The 18,766-nt window shown below is 50.6% G+C and carries 19 protein-coding genes; 14 read left to right on the forward strand and 5 right to left on the reverse strand.

Translation table 11 applies throughout. The annotated features are described in order from the left end of the window. Window positions 1–36 precede the first annotated feature (36 nt). The 3 genes from proQ to htpX all read left to right on the forward strand — a co-directional run bounded on the left by proQ (window position 37) and on the right by htpX (window position 3,865). A complete protein-coding gene (gene proQ / locus GPJ68_RS10315) occupies window positions 37–723 on the forward strand; it encodes an RNA chaperone ProQ (RefSeq protein ID WP_003833781.1) in 687 nt (228 codons plus the stop codon). Window positions 724–742: 19 nt separating this feature from the next. Beyond that, the gene (gene prc / locus GPJ68_RS10320) at window positions 743–2,791 is read left to right on the forward strand and encodes a carboxy terminal-processing peptidase (RefSeq protein WP_016156287.1); all 2,049 of its coding nucleotides are present in this window, start codon (window positions 743–745) and stop codon (window positions 2,789–2,791) included. A gap of 192 nt (window positions 2,792–2,983) precedes the next feature. Then, a complete protein-coding gene (gene htpX / locus GPJ68_RS10325) occupies window positions 2,984–3,865 on the forward strand; it encodes a protease HtpX (protein ID WP_003034964.1) in 882 nt (293 codons plus the stop codon). A gap of 285 nt (window positions 3,866–4,150) precedes the next feature. Here the strand turns inward: htpX and GPJ68_RS10330 are convergent, their stop codons facing one another. Beyond that, window positions 4,151–6,238 (reverse strand): TonB-dependent receptor, encoded by a 2,088-nt coding sequence (locus GPJ68_RS10330; RefSeq protein WP_104652113.1) that lies wholly within the window; start codon window positions 6,236–6,238, stop codon window positions 4,151–4,153. 432 nt (window positions 6,239–6,670) lie between these two features. Between GPJ68_RS10330 and GPJ68_RS10335 the strand changes: the two genes are divergently transcribed. The 10 genes from GPJ68_RS10335 to GPJ68_RS10380 all read left to right on the forward strand — a co-directional run bounded on the left by GPJ68_RS10335 (window position 6,671) and on the right by GPJ68_RS10380 (window position 14,495). Beyond that, window positions 6,671–8,257, forward strand: a complete 1,587-nt coding sequence (locus GPJ68_RS10335; protein WP_180837333.1) for an ABC transporter substrate-binding protein — start codon at window positions 6,671–6,673, stop codon at window positions 8,255–8,257. Then, window positions 8,257–9,231 (forward strand): ABC transporter permease, encoded by a 975-nt coding sequence (locus GPJ68_RS10340; RefSeq protein ID WP_016156289.1) that lies wholly within the window; start codon window positions 8,257–8,259, stop codon window positions 9,229–9,231. The genes GPJ68_RS10335 and GPJ68_RS10340 overlap by 1 nt, the downstream gene beginning before the upstream one ends. Next, window positions 9,221–10,033, forward strand: coding sequence for an ABC transporter permease (locus GPJ68_RS10345; protein ID WP_104652114.1), 813 nt, complete (start codon window positions 9,221–9,223; stop codon window positions 10,031–10,033). The genes GPJ68_RS10340 and GPJ68_RS10345 overlap by 11 nt, the downstream gene beginning before the upstream one ends. Continuing rightward, window positions 10,027–10,821, forward strand: a complete 795-nt coding sequence (locus GPJ68_RS10350) for an ATP-binding cassette domain-containing protein (RefSeq protein WP_016152790.1) — start codon at window positions 10,027–10,029, stop codon at window positions 10,819–10,821. The genes GPJ68_RS10345 and GPJ68_RS10350 overlap by 7 nt, the downstream gene beginning before the upstream one ends. Next, on the forward strand, window positions 10,805–11,395 hold the full coding sequence (locus GPJ68_RS10355) for an ATP-binding cassette domain-containing protein (protein WP_104652115.1): 591 nt from the start codon (window positions 10,805–10,807) through the stop codon (window positions 11,393–11,395). The genes GPJ68_RS10350 and GPJ68_RS10355 overlap by 17 nt, the downstream gene beginning before the upstream one ends. 85 nt (window positions 11,396–11,480) lie before the next feature. Next, window positions 11,481–12,131, forward strand: a complete 651-nt coding sequence (gene zinT / locus GPJ68_RS10360; protein WP_016152792.1) for a metal-binding protein ZinT — start codon at window positions 11,481–11,483, stop codon at window positions 12,129–12,131. A 140-nt stretch (window positions 12,132–12,271) separates the two neighbouring features. Continuing rightward, the gene (leuE, locus tag GPJ68_RS10365; protein ID WP_016152793.1) at window positions 12,272–12,910 is read left to right on the forward strand and encodes a leucine efflux protein LeuE; all 639 of its coding nucleotides are present in this window, start codon (window positions 12,272–12,274) and stop codon (window positions 12,908–12,910) included. A 173-nt stretch (window positions 12,911–13,083) separates the two neighbouring features. Continuing rightward, window positions 13,084–13,446 carry a DUF1971 domain-containing protein YeaR gene (gene yeaR / locus GPJ68_RS10370; RefSeq protein WP_005120376.1) on the forward strand — a complete coding sequence of 121 codons (363 nt, stop codon included), beginning with the start codon at window positions 13,084–13,086 and terminating at the stop codon, window positions 13,444–13,446. A 3-nt stretch (window positions 13,447–13,449) separates the two neighbouring features. After that, the gene (locus GPJ68_RS10375; RefSeq protein WP_003832433.1) at window positions 13,450–13,632 is read left to right on the forward strand and encodes a DUF1869 domain-containing protein; all 183 of its coding nucleotides are present in this window, start codon (window positions 13,450–13,452) and stop codon (window positions 13,630–13,632) included. Window positions 13,633–13,847: 215 nt separating this feature from the next. After that, window positions 13,848–14,495 (forward strand): hypothetical protein, encoded by a 648-nt coding sequence (locus tag GPJ68_RS10380; protein WP_016156293.1) that lies wholly within the window; start codon window positions 13,848–13,850, stop codon window positions 14,493–14,495. Window positions 14,496–14,544: 49 nt separating this feature from the next. On the opposite strand, the gene fdhF is transcribed toward GPJ68_RS10380, so the two are convergent. Continuing rightward, window positions 14,545–16,692: a formate dehydrogenase subunit alpha gene (fdhF, locus tag GPJ68_RS10385; protein WP_104652116.1), complete on the reverse strand. Its 2,148-nt coding sequence runs from the start codon at window positions 16,690–16,692 to the stop codon at window positions 14,545–14,547. 359 nt (window positions 16,693–17,051) lie between these two features. On the opposite strand from fdhF, the gene GPJ68_RS10390 reads away from it, so the two are divergent. After that, complete coding sequence (locus GPJ68_RS10390; RefSeq protein WP_016152796.1) at window positions 17,052–17,300, forward strand: GlsB/YeaQ/YmgE family stress response membrane protein; 249 nt, start codon at window positions 17,052–17,054, stop codon at window positions 17,298–17,300. A gap of 49 nt (window positions 17,301–17,349) precedes the next feature. Here GPJ68_RS10390 and yoaJ read toward each other — a convergent pair whose 3' ends face one another. From yoaJ to GPJ68_RS10405, 3 genes are read right to left on the reverse strand one after another with little or no spacing between them, the layout of a single operon-like run. After that, window positions 17,350–17,424 (reverse strand): protein YoaJ, encoded by a 75-nt coding sequence (gene yoaJ, locus GPJ68_RS10395; protein WP_101700011.1) that lies wholly within the window; start codon window positions 17,422–17,424, stop codon window positions 17,350–17,352. Between the two features lie 2 nt (window positions 17,425–17,426). Further along, window positions 17,427–17,525: a YoaK family small membrane protein gene (locus tag GPJ68_RS10400; protein ID WP_032941789.1), complete on the reverse strand. Its 99-nt coding sequence runs from the start codon at window positions 17,523–17,525 to the stop codon at window positions 17,427–17,429. A 47-nt stretch (window positions 17,526–17,572) separates the two neighbouring features. Beyond that, window positions 17,573–18,598 carry a sensor domain-containing diguanylate cyclase gene (locus GPJ68_RS10405; protein ID WP_104652117.1) on the reverse strand — a complete coding sequence of 342 codons (1,026 nt, stop codon included), beginning with the start codon at window positions 18,596–18,598 and terminating at the stop codon, window positions 17,573–17,575. Window positions 18,599–18,766: the final 168 nt, after the last annotated feature.

The raw sequence follows: 18,766 nt of genomic DNA on the forward strand, positions 1-18,766 counted from the left end.
GCTTGTTGGCTACGTCCGTTGTAATCAGGAAATTTCATGGAAAATCAACCTAAGTTGAATAGCAGTAAAGAAGTCATCGCGTTTCTGGCCGAACGCTTCCCGCAGTGTTTTAGTGCGGAAGGCGAAGCACGCCCACTGAAAATTGGCATTTTTCAGGATCTGGTAGAGCGTGTTGAGGGCGAAATGAACCTCAGCAAGACGCAGCTCCGCTCTGCCTTACGTCTCTATACTTCAAGCTGGCGCTATCTGTATGGCGTTAAATTGGGCGCAACGCGTGTTGATCTCGACGGCAACCCTTGTGGTGAGCTGGATGAGCAGCACGTTGAACATGCTCGCAAACAGCTGGAAGAAGCTAAAGCCCGCGTTCAGGCGCAACGTGCAGAGCAACAGGCGAAAAAACGCGAAGCAGCCGCTGCTGCTGGTGAAAAAGAAGACGCACCGCGTCGCGAGCGTAAGCCGCGTCCTGCACCGCGTCGTAAAGAAGGCGCTGAGCGTAAACCTCGCGCTGAGAAACCAGCAGCAAAAGCACCGCGTGCTCCTCGTGAAGAACAGCATACCCCGGTATCTGATATTTCAGTACTGACGGTAGGGCAGTCTCTGAAGGTGAAAGCAGGTAATAATGCGATGGATGCCACCGTATTAGAAATCACCAAAGATGGCGTCCGTGTACAGCTGAATTCGGGTATGTCTTTGATTGTACGCGCAGAACACCTGGTGTTCTGAAACGGAGGCCAGGCTTGGCATGAACACTTTTTTTAGGCTTACTGCGTTAGCTGGTCTGCTTGCATTAGCAGGCCAGGCACTTGCTGTGGAAGATATCACGCGTGCCGATCAAATCCCCGTTTTAAAGGAAGAAACCCAGCATGCGACGGTAAGTGAACGTGTGACATCGCGTTTTACGCGTTCGCACTATCGCCAGTTCGATCTTGATCAGGCGTTTTCGGCAAAAATTTTTGACCGCTATTTGAATCTGCTCGACTACAGCCACAACGTGCTGTTGGCGAGCGATATTGAACAGTATGCAAAAAAGAAAACGGTCCTTGGCGATGAACTGCGTACCGGCAAGCTGGATGTCTTTTACGATCTCTATAATCTGGCGCAAAAACGCCGATTTGAACGTTATCAGTACGCTTTAAGCGTACTGGCACGTCCAATGGATTTCACCGGTACCGACACCTTTAACCTCGACCGGAGCAAAGCGCCATGGCCGAAGAGCGAAGCAGAGCTTAACGCGCTGTGGGACGGCAAGGTTAAATTTGACGAACTCAGCCTGAAGCTGACCGGCAAAACCGATGCGGAAATTCGTGAAACGCTGACGCGTCGCTACAAGTTTGCGATTCGCCGTCTGGCGCAGACCAACAGCGAAGATGTGTTCTCTCTGGCGATGACGGCTTTCGCCCGTGAGATCGACCCGCATACTAACTATCTCTCTCCACGCAATACCGAACAGTTCAATACTGAAATGAGCCTGTCTCTGGAAGGTATTGGCGCGGTTTTGCAAATGGATGATGACTACACCGTCATTAACTCCATGGTGGCGGGCGGCCCGGCAGCCAAGAGCAAAGCAATAAGCGTTGGCGACCGTATTGTCGGCGTGGGTCAGACCGGTAAGGGAATGGTCGACGTGATTGGCTGGCGTCTGGATGACGTTGTTGCGCTGATCAAAGGACCCAAAGGCAGCAAAGTTCGCCTTGAAATCCTGCCTGCCGGTAAAGGAACCAAGACGCGTACCGTCACGTTAACGCGTGAACGTATTCGTCTCGAAGACCGCGCCGTGAAAATGTCCGTGAAAACCGTTGGCAAAGAAAAAGTCGGCGTACTGGATATCCCTGGCTTCTATGTTGGCCTGACGGATGATGTCAAAGTTCAGTTGCAGAAGCTGGAAAAACAGAACATCAGCAGCATCATTATCGATCTGCGTACTAACGGTGGCGGCGCGCTGACCGAAGCCGTTTCGCTCTCCGGTCTGTTCATTCCTTCCGGCCCGGTGGTTCAGGTTCGTGACAATAACGGTAAAGTGCGTGAAGACAGCGATACCGACGGCGTTGTGTACTACAAAGGCCCGCTGGTAGTGTTAGTCGATCGCTTCAGTGCTTCGGCATCAGAGATTTTTGCTGCGGCAATGCAGGATTATGGTCGTGCGCTGATCGTTGGTGAACCGACTTTCGGGAAAGGCACTGTACAGCAGTATCGCTCTCTGAACCGTATTTATGATCAGATGCTGCGTCCGGAATGGCCGGCGCTGGGTTCTGTTCAGTATACGATCCAGAAATTCTACCGTGTAAACGGTGGCAGTACACAGCGTAAGGGCGTTACGCCGGACATCATCATGCCGACAGGTAATGAAGAAACGGAAACCGGTGAGAAGTTTGAAGATAACGCGCTGCCGTGGGATAGCATTGATGCTGCGACCTACACCAAATCAGAGAATCTGACGCCGTTCGGACCTGAATTGTTAAAAGAGCACAATGCACGTATTGCCAACGATCCTGAGTTCCAGTACATCATGAAGGATATTGCGCGTTTCAATGCGATGAAGGATAAACGCAACATCGCTTCTCTCAATTATGCTCAGCGTGAGAAAGAGAATAACGAAGATGACGCAATGCGTCTGGCGCGTATCAACGATCGGTTTAAGCGAGAAGGTAAGCCGCCGCTGAAAAAACTGGACGATTTACCGAAGGATTACCAGGAACCAGATCCCTACCTGGATGAAACGGTAAAAATTGCGCTTGACCTGGCGCATCTTGAAAAAGAAAAGCCAGCGGAACAGCCCGCAACCAGTAAATAACCTCCAACAGGCACAAGAAATTGTGCCTGTTTTTTTAACAAACGCATGAAGACGTCAGTGTGATACGATAAAATGTAAAGTTGTGTCTTTCTGGTGACTTAGCACCTATGGATGCTTGAAAATAGCCATAAGACCCATACGATATGGGTAATCGCATAGTGCGTTTTGTTAAATTGAGGTTAAAAGAAAATTATGATGCGAATCGCGCTCTTCCTGCTGACGAACCTGGCTGTGATGGTCGTTTTCGGGCTGGTATTGAGCCTGACAGGGATTCAGTCAAGCAGCGTTCAAGGCTTGTTGATCATGGCACTGCTGTTTGGTTTTGGTGGTTCCTTCATTTCGCTGCTGATGTCCAAATGGATGGCGTTAAAATCCGTTGGTGGGGAAGTGATCGAACAGCCTCGCAATGAAAGAGAACGCTGGCTGATGAATACGGTAGCGAATCAGGCTCGCCAGGCTGGGATCGCTATGCCGCAGGTTGCAATCTACCATGCGCCAGATATTAACGCGTTTGCCACCGGTGCGCGCCGGGATGCTTCGCTGGTGGCTGTGAGTACAGGCCTGTTGCAAAACATGAGCCCGGACGAAGCTGAAGCCGTTATCGCGCATGAAATCAGCCACATTGCTAATGGCGATATGGTTACCATGACGCTCATTCAGGGTGTGGTGAACACCTTCGTTATCTTTATCTCACGTATTCTGGCGCAAATTGCCGCTGGCTTTATGGGCGGAAACCGCGATGAGGGTGAGGGCAGTAACGGCAACCCATTGATCTACTTCGCAGTGGCGACGGTGCTGGAACTGGTGTTTGGTATTCTGGCGAGCATTATTACCATGTGGTTCTCACGTCATCGTGAATTCCATGCGGATGCCGGTTCAGCAAAACTGGTGGGGCGTGAGAAAATGATCGCCGCGCTGCAGCGTCTGAAAACCAGCTATGAGCCGCAGGAAGCGACCAGCATGATGGCGTTCTGCATCAACGGTAAATCCAAGTCGTTGAGTGAGCTGTTTATGACTCACCCGCCGTTGGATAAACGTATTGAAGCGCTGCGCAGCGGAGAGTATTTGAAGTAAGTTAATGGCTGTCACGGGGCACCCGTTGCTCCGTGACTCATAAAACATAATGGCTATTTAAAGCTATCGATTAAAGCCTCGCCCAGACTATTCTGTCCCAGTTCTGCTTTACCTCTCATTCCGCCATTTTTTCTCTGCCGGAGACGAAAATATTCCTTGTCGCTTTATCTCTGGTAAAAACATTAGAGCCCCGCTGGCTGGCAAAAAGAACAGTGCCGGGCATTTGGTGAAACCCAGTGGTCGACGGGCTATCATTGACAGCCCGTCTGGTAGGAAAAAACTAAATCAGAACTGGTAGTTTAACGATACCCAATAGTTACGGCCCGGGTTTACATATCCCGTAGTGGATTGTGCAGTCTGATAGTAATCTCCTGCGTAGGTGCTATTACGGCCCACTTGGTAAAGTTTAACCTCGCTAAAGTCTTTATCCAGCACGTTATTGACCGCCGTATTCAGCGTCAGATCTTTGGTCAGCTTATAAGACATCCCCATGTCGAGAACGGTCCAGGCTTTTAAATCAGCGCCTTTATCGTCATAGACGGCCTTTTGTACTGCGCTGAGGTTGTTGTAATTTTCGGTAAAGCGTGGGGCTTTACCGCGATAACGTGCGCTCAGCCAGGCATTCATATCTTCCGTTGCCTGCCAGTTCAGGCGAGCGTTAGCCATATGTTTTGGCGTGTAGCTTAACGGCGCGCCTTTATTGTCACCATCTTTTTGCTTGCTCTGGGTGTAGGTGTAGTTGAGGGATAAAGTCAGCACATCCGACCACAGAGGGAAGGTGCTGGCAAATTCAACGCCATCGGTCCTTGCCTTGCCGCTGTTGGTATAGCTGTTGGTATTATCATCGATAGAATACGAGACAATTTTATTTTTGTATTCGGTATAGAAGCCGGTAATGTTGGCGTTCAGCCCGGTGTCGTTCTCGTAATACAGCCCGGTTTCGTAGCTGATACTTTCCTCAGGTTTTAGGTCCGGATTACCGACCGTATTCACGGTTCCTTGCGCGGTTACGCCGCTGATCCCGTTATGTAACTGGCTCAGTGATGGTGCTTTATAACCTGTCGTCACGCCGCCTTTGAGCGTCCATTCGTCGGATACGTCCCAAACCATATACGCTCGTGGGCTGAAATGACCGCCAAAGACATCGTTATGCTCGTAGCGTGTCCCTGCGGTTAAGGCCAACGAGTCGAGAATATGCCATTCATCTTCTACATAGGCTGCCCACGTTTTTTGATGGAACGTCTCGCCGGTATTGGCCAGCACCACACCGTCTTTCATCCGCGCATCCCAATATTCCCCGCCGAGGGTTAAGAGGTGCGAATCACCTAATGGCGTCAGCAGTACTGAGTCCAGAATGACGTTGGTGTTCTTCAGTTCACGTGCGTCACCAGCCCGGCCTGCGTTCTCTGGCGTGAGTGCGGAGGAGACCAATTGTCGTCCTTTGTTCTCAGTTTCATTCCAGCCGAGGGAGGATTTCCATGTGCCGAACGTTAAGGCGGTATCGTGGCCGAGGGTGACTTTGTTACGCTCATAGCGCAGCGTTTTATCGTAACCCCCCGTCAGGTTACCCAACTGACCGTCATCGTTGTCATAGCGCTGTCTGGCGGAGTCGAGATCTAACCATAGCGTATTGCTTTCATTCGTTTTCCAGTCGAGTCGCGTGCCGATGTTATAGTTTTCTGACTCGGTAGGATAAGGTACGCGGGTGGAGGAGGTATCGCTCAGGGAGGTAACGCTGGAACCCTGACGTTGGGTGGTGCTACCCCGAACCTGCATATCCAGTACGCCAGCGATTAACGGGCCGCTTGACCAGAAGTTGGCGACCGTGCTGTTACCCCATTTATTACTCTCTTGCAGGTTAACGCCGGTATTGATGGAGGTGCTCCATTTATCGGTGCTTTTTTTGGTGATGATATTCACCACGCCACCGATTGCGTCGGAGCCATAAAGCGTCGACATTGGGCCGCGGATCACCTCAATATGATCGATTGCCGCCAGTGGAGGCATAAAGCTGGTATTCATAGCTGAGAAGCCGTTTGGCGTCACATCGCTGCTGCCGTTTTGACGAATACCATCAATCAGGATCAGAGTATAACTGGCGGGCATGCCACGGATGCTGATCTCCAGGCCACCGGTTTTACCGGTGCTGCTTTCGACATCCACCCCTTCAACAGAACGCAAGGCTTCGCCTAAATCATTATATTTATTGGTTTGTAACTCTTGCTGTGAAATAACGGAGACGCTGGCGGCAGCGTTGGTGATTTTCTTTTCGTAACCGGAAGCGGTTACCACCATAACATCTTCAGCGAAGGTCAGGGGACTGGAAAATCCTAGACAGGACAGAACAACAGAAGCAATAGGTTTTAAGCGCATAGTCAAACTTCCTTTGTTAAAAATTCAAAGGAAGTAAGATAATTGATGGGAATGATAATAAAAATAATTATCATTATATGTTTACATAACTTATCACTTCTGGTGTTTTTCTTGAATAAATATACATAAATTGTCATTAGTTTTAGCTAAGTAAATAGCGGAAATGACCAATAATTAGTATTTGTAATCATTAGGTTGTAATTAATTTGCCATTAATTGACTGGCTAACATTTAATCTATTTTCTGTGATTCAGAGGGTACTCAATTAGGAGTATCAGAAAAAAGTATGATAATTTTATAGAATCGTCATACTTTTCTGCGCCGCATCATTTTTTTCGTCATTTCAGTCCGCCATAATCCCTTCCCCAGGAGACCGTTTAACGGCAATGAATCGTTGAGCGGCATAAAAATAACGCAAATCTGGATAACATAATGATTAAAGGCAAGCTGGCACTGCTTACGTGCGCATTGACTCTCGCATTAACCTCACCACTTCTCGCCGCGCAAAATGTGAGCGAGGGGCAGACGTTGAAGCTGGCAATTGGACCTGAGCCAACGGAAGGGTTTGACCCGATGCTGGGCTGGAGTCATGGCAGCTATTTGCTTTTGCATGCACCATTATTAAAACAAAACGCAGATATGAGCTGGGGTAACCTGCTGACGGAAAAAGTTGAAACCAGTGCTGACGGCAAAACCTGGACGTTGACGTTAAAACCCGACCTTAAATTCTCCGATGGTTCCCCGCTAACCGCTGAAGATGTGGTGTTCACCTATAATAAAGCCGCAAAGAGCGGCGGCAAAATCGACATGGGAAACTTTACTCATGCCAGCCTGAAAGATAACCGCACGGTAGAAATCACGCTGCGCAGCCCGCAGAGCACCTTTGTGAACGTGCTGGGCTCTTTGGGTATTGTTCCCGAAAAACGGTATGACGAAAAAACATTCGCCAAAAATCCGATTGGCGCGGGCCCTTATCGGTTGGTGAGTTTTCAGCCGGGGCAGCAGTTGATCGTGGAGGCGAACCCCTGGTATGCCGGTAAGAAAAATGATTTCAGTAAGCTGGTGTTTGTCTTCCTTGATGAAGATAACGCTTATGCCGCAACGCGCAGTGGCCAACTGGGACTTGTGCGTATTGCGCCTTCGATGGCGGTCGCCCCTCAACAGCAGAATTTGAAGCTTTGGGTACGCGACAGCGTGGAAAACCGTGGCATTGTGTTCCCGATGGTCCCTGCGGGTAAAAAAGACGCCAATGGTTATCCGGTCGGCAACGATATCACGGCTGATATCGCCATCAGACGCGCCATCAACTACGCCATCGATCGTAAACAACTTGCCGATCAGGTCATGGAAGGTCATGCGATTCCGGCGTATAGCGCGGTTCAGGGCCTGCCATGGCAGGGACAGTCAGTTGCGTTCAAAGATGGCGACAGCGAAAAAGCACGGATGATTCTGGAAGAAGCCGGCTGGAAGGTGGGGAAAGACGGCGTACGCGTGAAAGACGGTAAAGAGGCTCGCCTGACTCTATGGTACGCCAGCGGTGACAGTACGCGCCGGGATTTAGCCGAGGCCGTACGTGCGATGCTGGAGCCCGTGGGTATTCAGGTCTCGCTGCAATCCGGAAGCTGGGAAACCGTTGAGCGGCATATGCATGCGAATCCGACGCTGTTTGGCTGGGGAAGCCTGGATCCGATGGAGCTTTTCCATCACTACAGCAATCAGGCCGCGGGCGTGGAATACTACAATCCAGGCTATTACAGCAATCCCGTCGTTGAACAACATCTTAAACAGGCCATTGATGCTCCGGACTGGCAAAAAGCGTTGCCTTTCTGGCAACAGGTGGAGTGGGATGGCAAGCAAGGGGCTGGGGTGCAGGGCGATGCCGCCTGGGCATGGCTGCTGAACATTCAGCACACTTATCTGGCAAATCCGTGTATTGACCTGGGCAAAGGCGCGCCGGAGATCCACGGTAGCTGGTCCCTGCTCAATAATCTGGATGAATGGACCTGGACCTGCCGTTGATGAAGTCTGTTGTAGGCCATTTTCTACGGCTGATAGTGTTATTAGTGCTGGTTGCGGCTGGCACTTTTATGCTGCTCAGCTTTTCTCCTGTCGATCCGATTCGCGCCTATATCGGCAACGATCTCCTGCACGTGCCACCGGAACAATATGCGCGTATCGCTGCCCGCTGGGGATTAGACCAGCCGTTATGGGAGCGTTTTGGTCACTGGTTTATACGTGTATTGCAGGGCGATCTCGGCTACTCAATGTTGTTTAATGCACCGGTTGCCAGCGTAATCAAGGAGCGCTTTGCGACTTCGTTTGCCTTGCTTGGCGGCGCGTGGCTGCTCTCCGGCATACTGGGAACGGCAATGGGATTTGTCGCGGGTCGTTATCTGAATCGCTGGCCGGATAAAGCAATCTGTCGACTCAGCTATCTGCTTTCGTCGTTGCCGACCTTCTGGATTGGCATGCTGCTGCTGGCGTTATTTGCCGTGCGCTGGCCGGTATTTCCGGTCTGCTGCGCGTGGGAGCCGGGCAACAGTGGTGATATGGCCACGCTGGCTGAGCGTCTGCGCCATTTAGTGCTGCCCGTTTGCGCGCTAAGTTTATTGGGACTTGGCCAAATTACACTTCATACGCGGGAAAGTATCGCCAGCGTGATGAAAAGCGATTTTGTCCGTTTTGCGCGTTCTCAGGGTGATAAAGGCTGGTCGCTGCTGCGTCATCAGGTTCTGCGCCATGCTATCACGCCCGCGCTGTGCCTGCAGTTTGCCTCGCTGGGAGAATTGCTGGGCGGCGCACTGCTGGCGGAAAAAGTTTTTGCTTATCCGGGACTGGGACAGGCCACTATTGATGCCGGATTACGCGGCGATCTGCCGTTACTGATGGGAATTGTGTTGTTCAGTACCGTGTTAGTGTTCATTGGTAACTCGCTGTCTACCTGGCTTGTCCATGTGTTGAACCGTGCTCTGGAGCGACCTGATGCTCTATAATCCGACGCCGACGCTGATTCGTCTTCTGCTCTCTTTTAGCTGCCTGCTAGGCATTGCGGTGTATGGCGCAGCGACGCTGGATAACCCATTGAGCGTTAATCTGCTTGCCCGTCATTTACCGCCTGATGCGCTGTATTGGTTTGGCACCGATAACCTCGGTCGCGATCTGTGGATTCGTTGCTTTCAGGGCGCGTTAACCAGTCTGCAAATTGGTATTGGCGCGGCATTGTGCAGCGGCTTCATCGCATTACTGATGGCGGCGGTTTCACGTATACATCCGCGTATGGATGTACTAATGCGTCTGATTACCGATGCCATACTGTCAATGCCGCATCTGCTGTTGCTCATATTGATCTGTTTCACTCTGGGTGGTGGAAAGAATGGGGTGATTATGGCGGTTGCGTTGACCCACTGGCCGCGTCTGGCGCTAATCCTGCGTGCCGAAGCGCAGCGCGTGGCCCACAGTGACTATCTGACGTTAACCTGGCGTCTGGGACACGGACATTTTTACTGCTGGCGGCATCACTATCTCCCGGCATTGTTACCCCAGTGGTTAACGGGAACCTTGCTGATGTTTCCCCACGCGGTGTTGCACAGCGCGGCGTTGAGCTTCCTCGGTTTTGGGCTGGCGCCGCATGAACCATCGCTGGGCCTGTTGCTGGCTGATGCGCTGAGGTTTATCAGTCATGGCGACTGGTGGTTAGTGCTGTTTCCCGGGCTGATGCTATTCAGTCTGGTTATGTTATTCGATCAGCTCGCAAGGGCAGTGCATCGTTTATGGTTACGAGGTGACGCATGTTGAGTTTAAGACAGGTCTCGCTGGACGTGGCGCGTTATCGCTGGTACGGCGCGAGAAACTGGTCTTCGCTGTTGCAGGATATCTCTTTCGACGTAGCGCCTGGTCAGATGGTGGCGTTAGTCGGGGGAAGTGGGGAAGGTAAAAGCCTGTTGCTGCAATGTCTGCTTGATCTCTTACCGGACAATTTGCGCTTCAACGGCTCCATCACCCTGGAGGGGAAAACGCTGGACAGTGATGATATTCGCAAATGTCGTGGCAATACTTTCAGCTATGTCCCGCAAGGTGTTCAGGCACTTAACCCGCTGCTCTCGATTGAAAAGCATCTGCGCAGGGCAAGTCAGCTCTCTGGCCAGGCCTGGAATGCCGGAAAAATTGAACGATTGCTCCAGCGTAGCCAACTAGAAAGTCGCGTATTAGATGCCTTCCCACGCCAGCTTTCGGGGGGGATGGCGAAACGTGTTCTGGCCTGTCACGCGTCGCTGAGCCAGGCTCGCTATATTCTGGCTGATGAAATTACCGCCTGGCTTGATGCACCGCTGGCTAATCAACTGCTTGAACAGCTACGTGAGCAATGTGAGCAAGGGGCTGGCGTTTTATGGGTAACGCACGACCTTACGCTGGCCGCTCGCCACGCGGACCGCATTGTCGCGCTGCATCAGGGAAGGGTGTCGGATAACGTCAGCCGGGAACAGCTGTTACGCGGAGAGATCAGCGAGCATCTGCAACGCCAATGGCGGGCCCTGCCTGAAAGAAATCAACTTTTTGGAGAGCGCGATGCTGTGCTGTCGTGAGGTGACGATTTGTCAGGGAGGAAAGGTGCTATGGCAAAATCTGACCTTCTCTCTGCGCCCCGGAGAACGCATTGGGGTTTGCGCACCCAGCGGAACCGGCAAAACAACGTTGGGGCGCGTACTGGCGGGCTGGCAAAAACCGACCTCGGGTGACATTCTGGTTGATGACCAACCGCTGCCAATGCACCAGTATTGCCCGGTGCAACTGGTGCCACAGCATCCGGAATTAACCTTTAACCCGCGGCGTAGCACCGGCGATGCGGTTCATGATGCCTGGCGACCTGATGCTGAACTGCTTACCCGTCTTCACATCAACCCTGAGTGGTTAACCCGCCGTCCCGGACAGCTTTCTGGCGGTGAACTGGCGCGAATTACTTTACTTCGCGCGCTGGATCCGCGGACACGTTTTCTTATTGCCGATGAAATTACCGCCCAGCTCGATCCTTCCATTCAAAAAGATATCTGGGTATTGCTGCTTGAAGAGTGCCAGCGTCGGCCATTAGGTATGCTCATTATCAGCCATCAGCAGGCTCTGCTTGATCAGATCTGCTCCAGAAAACTCATTGAAGCGTGAGGCAATAACGTGCAGTAATGTCTATTGATTAAATTGTTACGTTATATTATAACAATTCACTCACAAACGATTTGAGGGTGAAATTTTGGCTATTCGTTTTAACAAACTGACAATCGCTCTGGGGATGCTTTTAGTCAGTGGGCAGGTTTTGGCGCATGGTCATCATTCCCATGGTGCGCCGATGAGTGAAGCAGAACAAAAGGCGTCGGAAGGGGTATTTGATGATAACCAGGTGCAGAACCGGGCGCTGTCCGACTGGGATGGCATGTGGCAATCTGTCTATCCGTATCTGGTCAGCGGCGAACTTGATCCGGTTTTCAAAAAGAAAGCGGAGAAAGATAAAAGCAAAACGGCAGAACAAATTAAAGCTTATTACCGTACAGGCTATGCAACCAATGTAGACACCATCGGCATCGAAGATGGCGTGATGGAATTTCACACCGGTAATCAGGTCGCATCGTGCAAATACGATTATGCCGGGTATAAAATCTTGCACTATAAATCAGGCAAGAAAGGTGTACGGTATCTGTTTGAGTGTAAAGCCGCTGACAGCAAAGCGCCTAAATACGTGCAATTCAGCGATCATATTATCGCGCCGCGTAAATCGAGCCACTTCCATATCTTTATGGGAAATACCTCGCAGGCTGCCTTGCTTGAGGAGATGGAAAACTGGCCTACCTACTACCCTTATCAGCTGAAGGGCGAAGAAGTAGTGGATGAGATGCTGCACCATTAATCTGGGCTAACCTTATCTGTACACACCCGCCACCAGTGGCGGGTTTTTTTAATTAATAACCTGCTCTTTCCATCACCTGTCGCATTCGTTAGCATATTGTATCGCAGCAAGTGCATGTGTTTTTTCAGGAAGAGGTTAACGTGTTCGCAGAGTATGGAGTTCTGAATTACTGGACGTATCTGGTGGGGGCTATTTTTATCGTGCTGGTACCGGGGCCAAATACGATATTTGTGCTGAAGAACAGCGTCGGTAGGGGAGTAAAGGGGGGGTATCTCGCCGCCAGCGGTGTGTTTATTGGTGATGCCGTGTTGATGTTTTTGGCCTATGCCGGTGTTGCTGCATTGATTAAAACAACGCCTGTTTTGTTCAATATCGTTCGTTATCTTGGCGCTTTCTATTTACTGTATCTTGGCGCGAAGATCCTGTATGCAACACTGAAATCGAAAGCAAGCGACGCCGCGCCCGAGGAAGTCCCGTTTGGCGCTATTTTTAAGCGCGCATTAATCCTGAGCCTGACCAACCCCAAAGCTATTCTGTTTTATGTGTCGTTCTTCGTGCAGTTTATTGATGTCAATGCGCCGCATTCAGGGCTGTCATTCTTTATTCTGGCTATTACGCTTGAGATAGTGAGCTTTTTCTATTTGAGCTTCCTTATTTTCTCCGGCGCGTTTGTGACGCAATATATCCGTACGAAGAAGAAACTGGCGAAAGTGGGGAATTCCCTTATCGGCCTGATTTTCGTTGGTTTTGCCGCCCGTCTGGCCACGCTTCAATCGTGATGCCATCGGCCCGCTGATTGCGGCGGGCCTTTAATATTGCGCTCTGCTTTTCATTTATAATCGTAGGGTTGTAACCAATAAATGGTATTTTAAATGTATATTTTGAGGCGTACCCTGTGTACAGCAGCGGTTCAATATGACTCGCTGGTTGTCGACTGGAAAAGGGAAGAAAAATGCTTCAAATTCCACAGAATCATATCCATACACGCTCTACGCCATTCTGGAACAAAGAAACGGCGCCTGCCGGAATTTTCGAACGCCACCTTGATAAAGGGACCCGTGCCGGGGTTTATCCTCGACTTTCGGTTATGCAGGGGGCGGTCAAATATCTCGGATACGCAGACGAACACAGTCCGGAGCCAGTAGAGGTGATGATTATTGAAGCCGGTCAGTTTGGCGTTTTTCCACCGGAAAAATGGCATAACATCGAAGTGATGACCGACGACACTTACTTTAATATCGATTTTTTCGTCGCCCCGGAAGTTCTGATGGAGAGTGCAAATCAACGAAAAGTCGTGCGCACCGGCAAGGAGTAAATCATGGGTAAAGCAACCTATACCGTAACCGTGACCAATAACAGCAACGGTGTTTCTGTTGATTATGAAACAGAGGCGCCAATGACATTACTGGTGCCGGATGTGGCAGCTGAAGTGGTCAAAGATCTGGTCAATACCGTGCGTTCGTACGATACCGAAAATGAGCACGAAGTCTGCGGGTGGTAGGCATTAGTCACTGCTACTGATTGAGTATATTAGTTTTTAATCTAAAAACTGCACTGCGCTTTGACGGCGCAGTGCGTTTTTTTTCTGGGCGAAACAGGGAAATATCCAGAAAGGATTCCTTAAGAATACCTTAAGAGATTCGCATTGATTGCTAATAGTTGATCATTCACAGGGGTTATGATCGCGAACCAGATATAAAACAGAACATCGCGCTTATGAAACTCAATACCCGACTTACATTACCCACAATCATTCTCGGATTAGCCATCGTGGCGATCCCGTTCGCCGCGAACTGGCATCTCCCGCTACTCAACGGTACTGTCGTCAGCTGGATTGAAAATGGCCAGGCGCTATGGCTGCTGTTTGGTGCCATATTTACACTCAGCTACATCAGGCCCTTATCACGTCCCGAAGGCGAGAAGCAATTTTGGCTTTGGGCGGCAGCGTGGTGGCTGGTATTACTGGGTCGAAGCACAAGTTGGGGCCGCGATTATTTTCCTGAGCATCCCAAACTCCTGTTCCGGGCTATCTCAGTGGTATTGATTGCCATGATTATTCTGCCAGTGCTGATTTCGAAGCGCTTACGCCAGGATATTGCCCGTCGCTTTCGCAATGAACCGCTACCTCTGTGGCTGTTAGCGATCACCACCTGTGCATTTTTGATCTCCGATACGGTAGAGCATCATCGTCTGCTGGCTCCCATCTTTCTGCACAATGCTCAGTATGGCGATCTGATTGAAGAACTGTACGAACTACCGTTTATGGCGGGATTGTTTCTGATGAACCTCGGCTTTATGCGGCGGGATAAGCAGGAGGAAGCTGCATCCATCCGCTTCAGTGAACCACAGCTGGCGAAGTCATGAGATAAGGCCTGAGTCTGGAAAGCCAGACTCAGGCGATGATGGCGGTGATTTACGCAATAGCCTCACATAGACGTGACTTCATATCGCTATACGTTTGTGCGGCATATTTTTCTGCCCACCCCTGATCGGTAATGTGCTCAATATTTACGGCGCAATATTTGGTTTCCGGCGTTTTCGAAATAGGATCGAGATTGTCCTGGGTTAACTCGTTACACGCGCCAATCCACCATTGATAGGTCATATAGACCGTTCCGGCATTGATGCGCTCGGAGACATCCGCGCGGCTGATAACCTTACCGCGGCGCGAGCTGACCCATACCAGATCGCGATGACGAATACCCAATTTTTCAGCATCATGGGTATTGATTTGCACATACCCAGGCTCGTCTGCCAGTGCTTGCAACGCTGCGCAGTTGCCGGTCATCGAACGGCAGGAGTAGTGCCCAACCTCACGCACGGTACACAGCACCAGCGGATATTGTTCATCAGGAACTTCTGCAGGCGCTCGCCACGGTGCGGCAAACAGTTTGCCTTTGCCATTGGCGGTATCAAACTGGCTGTGCGCGTAAAGGTAGGGCGTACCAGGACTATCGAGATCGGGACATGGCCACTGAACATGACCCATCTCACCCATTTTCTCATAGGTCACGCCGTAGAACAGTGGACACAGCTCGCGCATCTCATCCCAGATTTGCTGGTTATTTTGATACTGCATTGGATAACCCATTTCGCTGGCCAGCAGGCTGATAATCTCCCAGTCACGCTTTACATCACCGGTGGGTTCAATCGCTTTCTCAAAACGCTGGAAACCGCGATCGGCGCAGGTAAAGACGCCACCGTGTTCACCCCATGAGGTGGCAGGCAGGAGGACATCGGCCATTTCCGCCGTCTTGGTCATGAAGATATCCTGCACGACGATAAAATCGAGCGCGTTAAATCCTTCGCGGACCAGACCCAAATCGGCCTCGGTTTGCAGTGGGTCTTCTCCCATGATGTAGTAGGCTTTGATTTTGCCTTCGATAGCCAGATGCGGAACTTCGGTGATGCGGGTCCCAACCTTGTCATCCATCTGATTAACGTCAATGCCCCATGCGGTGGCAAATTTCTCCCTGACGGCGAAATCGGTTACGTCCTGATACCCTGGAAACTGGTTAGGTAGCACCCCCATATCGCACGCGCCCTGCACGTTATTTTGCCCGCGCACCGGGCCAACACCGACGTTAGGGCGTCCCAGATTTCCGGTCAGCAAGGCCAGGCTCGACAAACCACGAACCACGTCAACGGCCTGACCAAACTGGGTGACGCCCATCCCCCACATCACGGTGGCCGATGGCGCCGCAGCAAATGTACGCATCGCCTGACGAATCTGCTGTGCGGGAACACCGGTTAAATGTTCAACGTCTTCAGGCGCATACTCCTTAACGGTTTCCCAGTATGTTTCCAGTCCTTCCGCATGCTTTTGTACATACTCGCGATCGTAGAGTTGCTCCTCGATGAGAACATGGCCAAAGGCGTTGACCAGCGCCATATTGCAACCGTTTTTCAACTGCAAATGTTGGTCAGCGATACGGGCAGTTTCAATCCGGCGTGGGTCGCAGACAATGATTTTTGCACCGTTCTGGCGAGCTTTAATTACCCGGCGGGCCACAATTGGGTGTGAATCGGCACAGTTATAACCAAAGATCAGCAGGCATTTTGAGTTTTCAATGTCGCTGATGGAATTGCTCATGGCGCCATTGCCTAACGTTTCCTGTAACCCGGCCACGGAAGGGCCGTGACAGACGCGGGCACAGCAATCGACATTGTTGGTATGGAGCACGCCACGTGCGAATTTTTGCATCACGTAGTTGGTCTCATTCCCTGTTCCACGGGAAGATCCGGTGGTCATGATGGCACGAGGGCCATAGGTATTTTTGATTTCAGTTAAGCGTTTTGCGGTGTAACGAATGGCTTCATCCCAGCTAACGGGAGTGAATTTTCCACCTTTTTCATAACGGATCATCGGGCGGGTCAGACGGGGAGTCAGAAGGCGAGTGTCGTTAAGAAAGTCCCAACCATAATAGCCTTTCAGGCATAACTGATTTTGGTTCGTTACACCCTCTGCGGCCTCAGCGCGGATGATTTTGTTATTCTCAACAACAAGCTTGAGCTTGCACCCGGCCCCACAGTATGGGCATACACTGGTGATTTTTTTCATCAATAACAGACCTGTTAAATGCTGAAATAGCGCGAATTGTAGACGCAGTCACGCGATATGCATCGCGGACTACGATGTGTCGTAGTGACGGGCTGTTTAAGCATAAAGTGTGCCAGAAGTGAAAACCCAGCAATAGCAGGGGCTGACAGCCAAAGCGTTAAGCAGAATGACTGACGATTCGACATTAATGACGAGGCGCGACAAAATTAGTCTGCCAGTCAGCGATGTAACCTTATGAAACATCGGAAAAAGATGAAAAACAGAAGTGATAGCGATCACAAATTTTAATTTTTCAGCGCTATGCTATGCTTTTATACGACGAGTGAATCGTTAATTTAAAAACATAAGTGAGGGAAATTATGGGCATTATTTCATGGGTGGTTTTCGGTCTTATTGCTGGGATTTTGGCAAAATGGATTATGCCGGGTAAAGATGGCGGCGGATTCTTTATGACCATTATCTTAGGGGTTGTCGGTGCGGTAGTGGGTGGCTGGATCAGCACCTTCTTTGGTTTTGGTAAAGTCGATGGTTTCAACTTCGGCAGTTTCGCCGTGGCGGTGATCGGTGCGATTGTGGTGTTGTTTATCTACAGAAAAATCAAAAGCTAAGTAAACATACAGACAATAGAGGCCACTAATATGTGGCCTTTTTCTTAGGTCACCACCAGCCGAATTCTGTTCCCAGAACGACGATGATAGCCACGCCAATCATAATAAGCGTTGTTTTTTTCATCGTTATGCTCCCGGCGCAGCGTAGCCGCCAATAAAAAACCAGGATAAGAAAACGACAGCGGAAATGAAAATGATGACGGGGAAAATAATACCGAGTCGCATACGATTATCTGCCAGAGTTATTTAAAGACGGGTTAGCATAGCAGGGCTTAATGTACGACAAAAGTGGTTTTATCCTGACGCTTTTTATCCTTGTACATTGCGCTGTCTGCGAGGTGAAGCGCGCAGTTTACATCAGTCTCCAACGGATTAATTTCCACGATGCCAAGACTGGCGCCAGGATAAAATAGATGAATGTCACCCAGGTGGTAGTCACCGCAAATTTGCAGTTGTAGCTGATTTTTCACCTGCTGCAGGCGGTCTCGCGGATCCCTGTCATCTTCCGGTGACAGGCTCACGACTAAAAATTCGTCACCACCCAGTCGGCCAAGGATATCATTGTCACCGCATTCGCGAAGCAGACGCTGACCAATCTGGATCAGAAACTGGTCGCCAACCTCGTGGCCAAAGCGGTCATTGATCAATTTGAAATCATCCAAATCAATATAGGCAAAGATAATCTTCTGCCTGAGATGTCGGGCAAGGGAAAAAAGCGTCTCAACATTTTCAAAAATGGCGCGCCGATTCGGTAATCCGGTCAGGGCATCGGTGTAGGAGTGAGCAATCAGCGCGGCATTCGCTTCGCGTAACTGAGCAACCAGCGACTCTTTTTGAATTGACTGGGCGATCAGGCCCGCAAACAGATGTAACACCTGTTCGCCACGTTGGCTTAATGCGTGCTGGTGGCGACTGGTGGCGCAGAGCGTACCGTAAAACGTTCCGTCGGGAAGATGAACCGGCGTGCTCAGGAAAGTGGTTATCTCCAGCGCGCGGGCGGCGGTACACTCCGGCCAGCGAGCGGGGACGTTGTCGCTGTACAGACAGTTTTCGTCTATGGCGCGTTTGCATAGCGTCTCATCCCAGGGTACGGACAGCCCTTCAGGGATCTGCATCTGCTTGCTATTGCGCGCATACAAAATATGCTGCAGGCGGGCATCTAAATCGACCTTAGTTAAATAGGTGGATTCCATCTCAGTCACCACTTCCAGCATCTCCAGAAGTTGCCGAACCAGGCTCTCAACTGACTGCTCCGTGGCTAAGGATTGTGAGACTCTGGCAAGGATCATGTCCGACATGAGGTGTAAATGCTCCTGAGTAATGACTGGGCTGACGTGGCCCGCATGATAGAACATCAAGATGAAAGATGAAACACGCCATCCCGCTCAAAACTTAAACATTAAATTGAAAGCTGACAGTAAAACATGGAGATAGATGGAAAGTCGGGGTAACCTGCCGGGATAAGG

The sequence above is a fragment of the Citrobacter sp. 172116965 genome, assembly GCF_013458095.1.
GTDB classification, from domain to species: Bacteria; Pseudomonadota; Gammaproteobacteria; order Enterobacterales; family Enterobacteriaceae; genus Citrobacter; species Citrobacter braakii.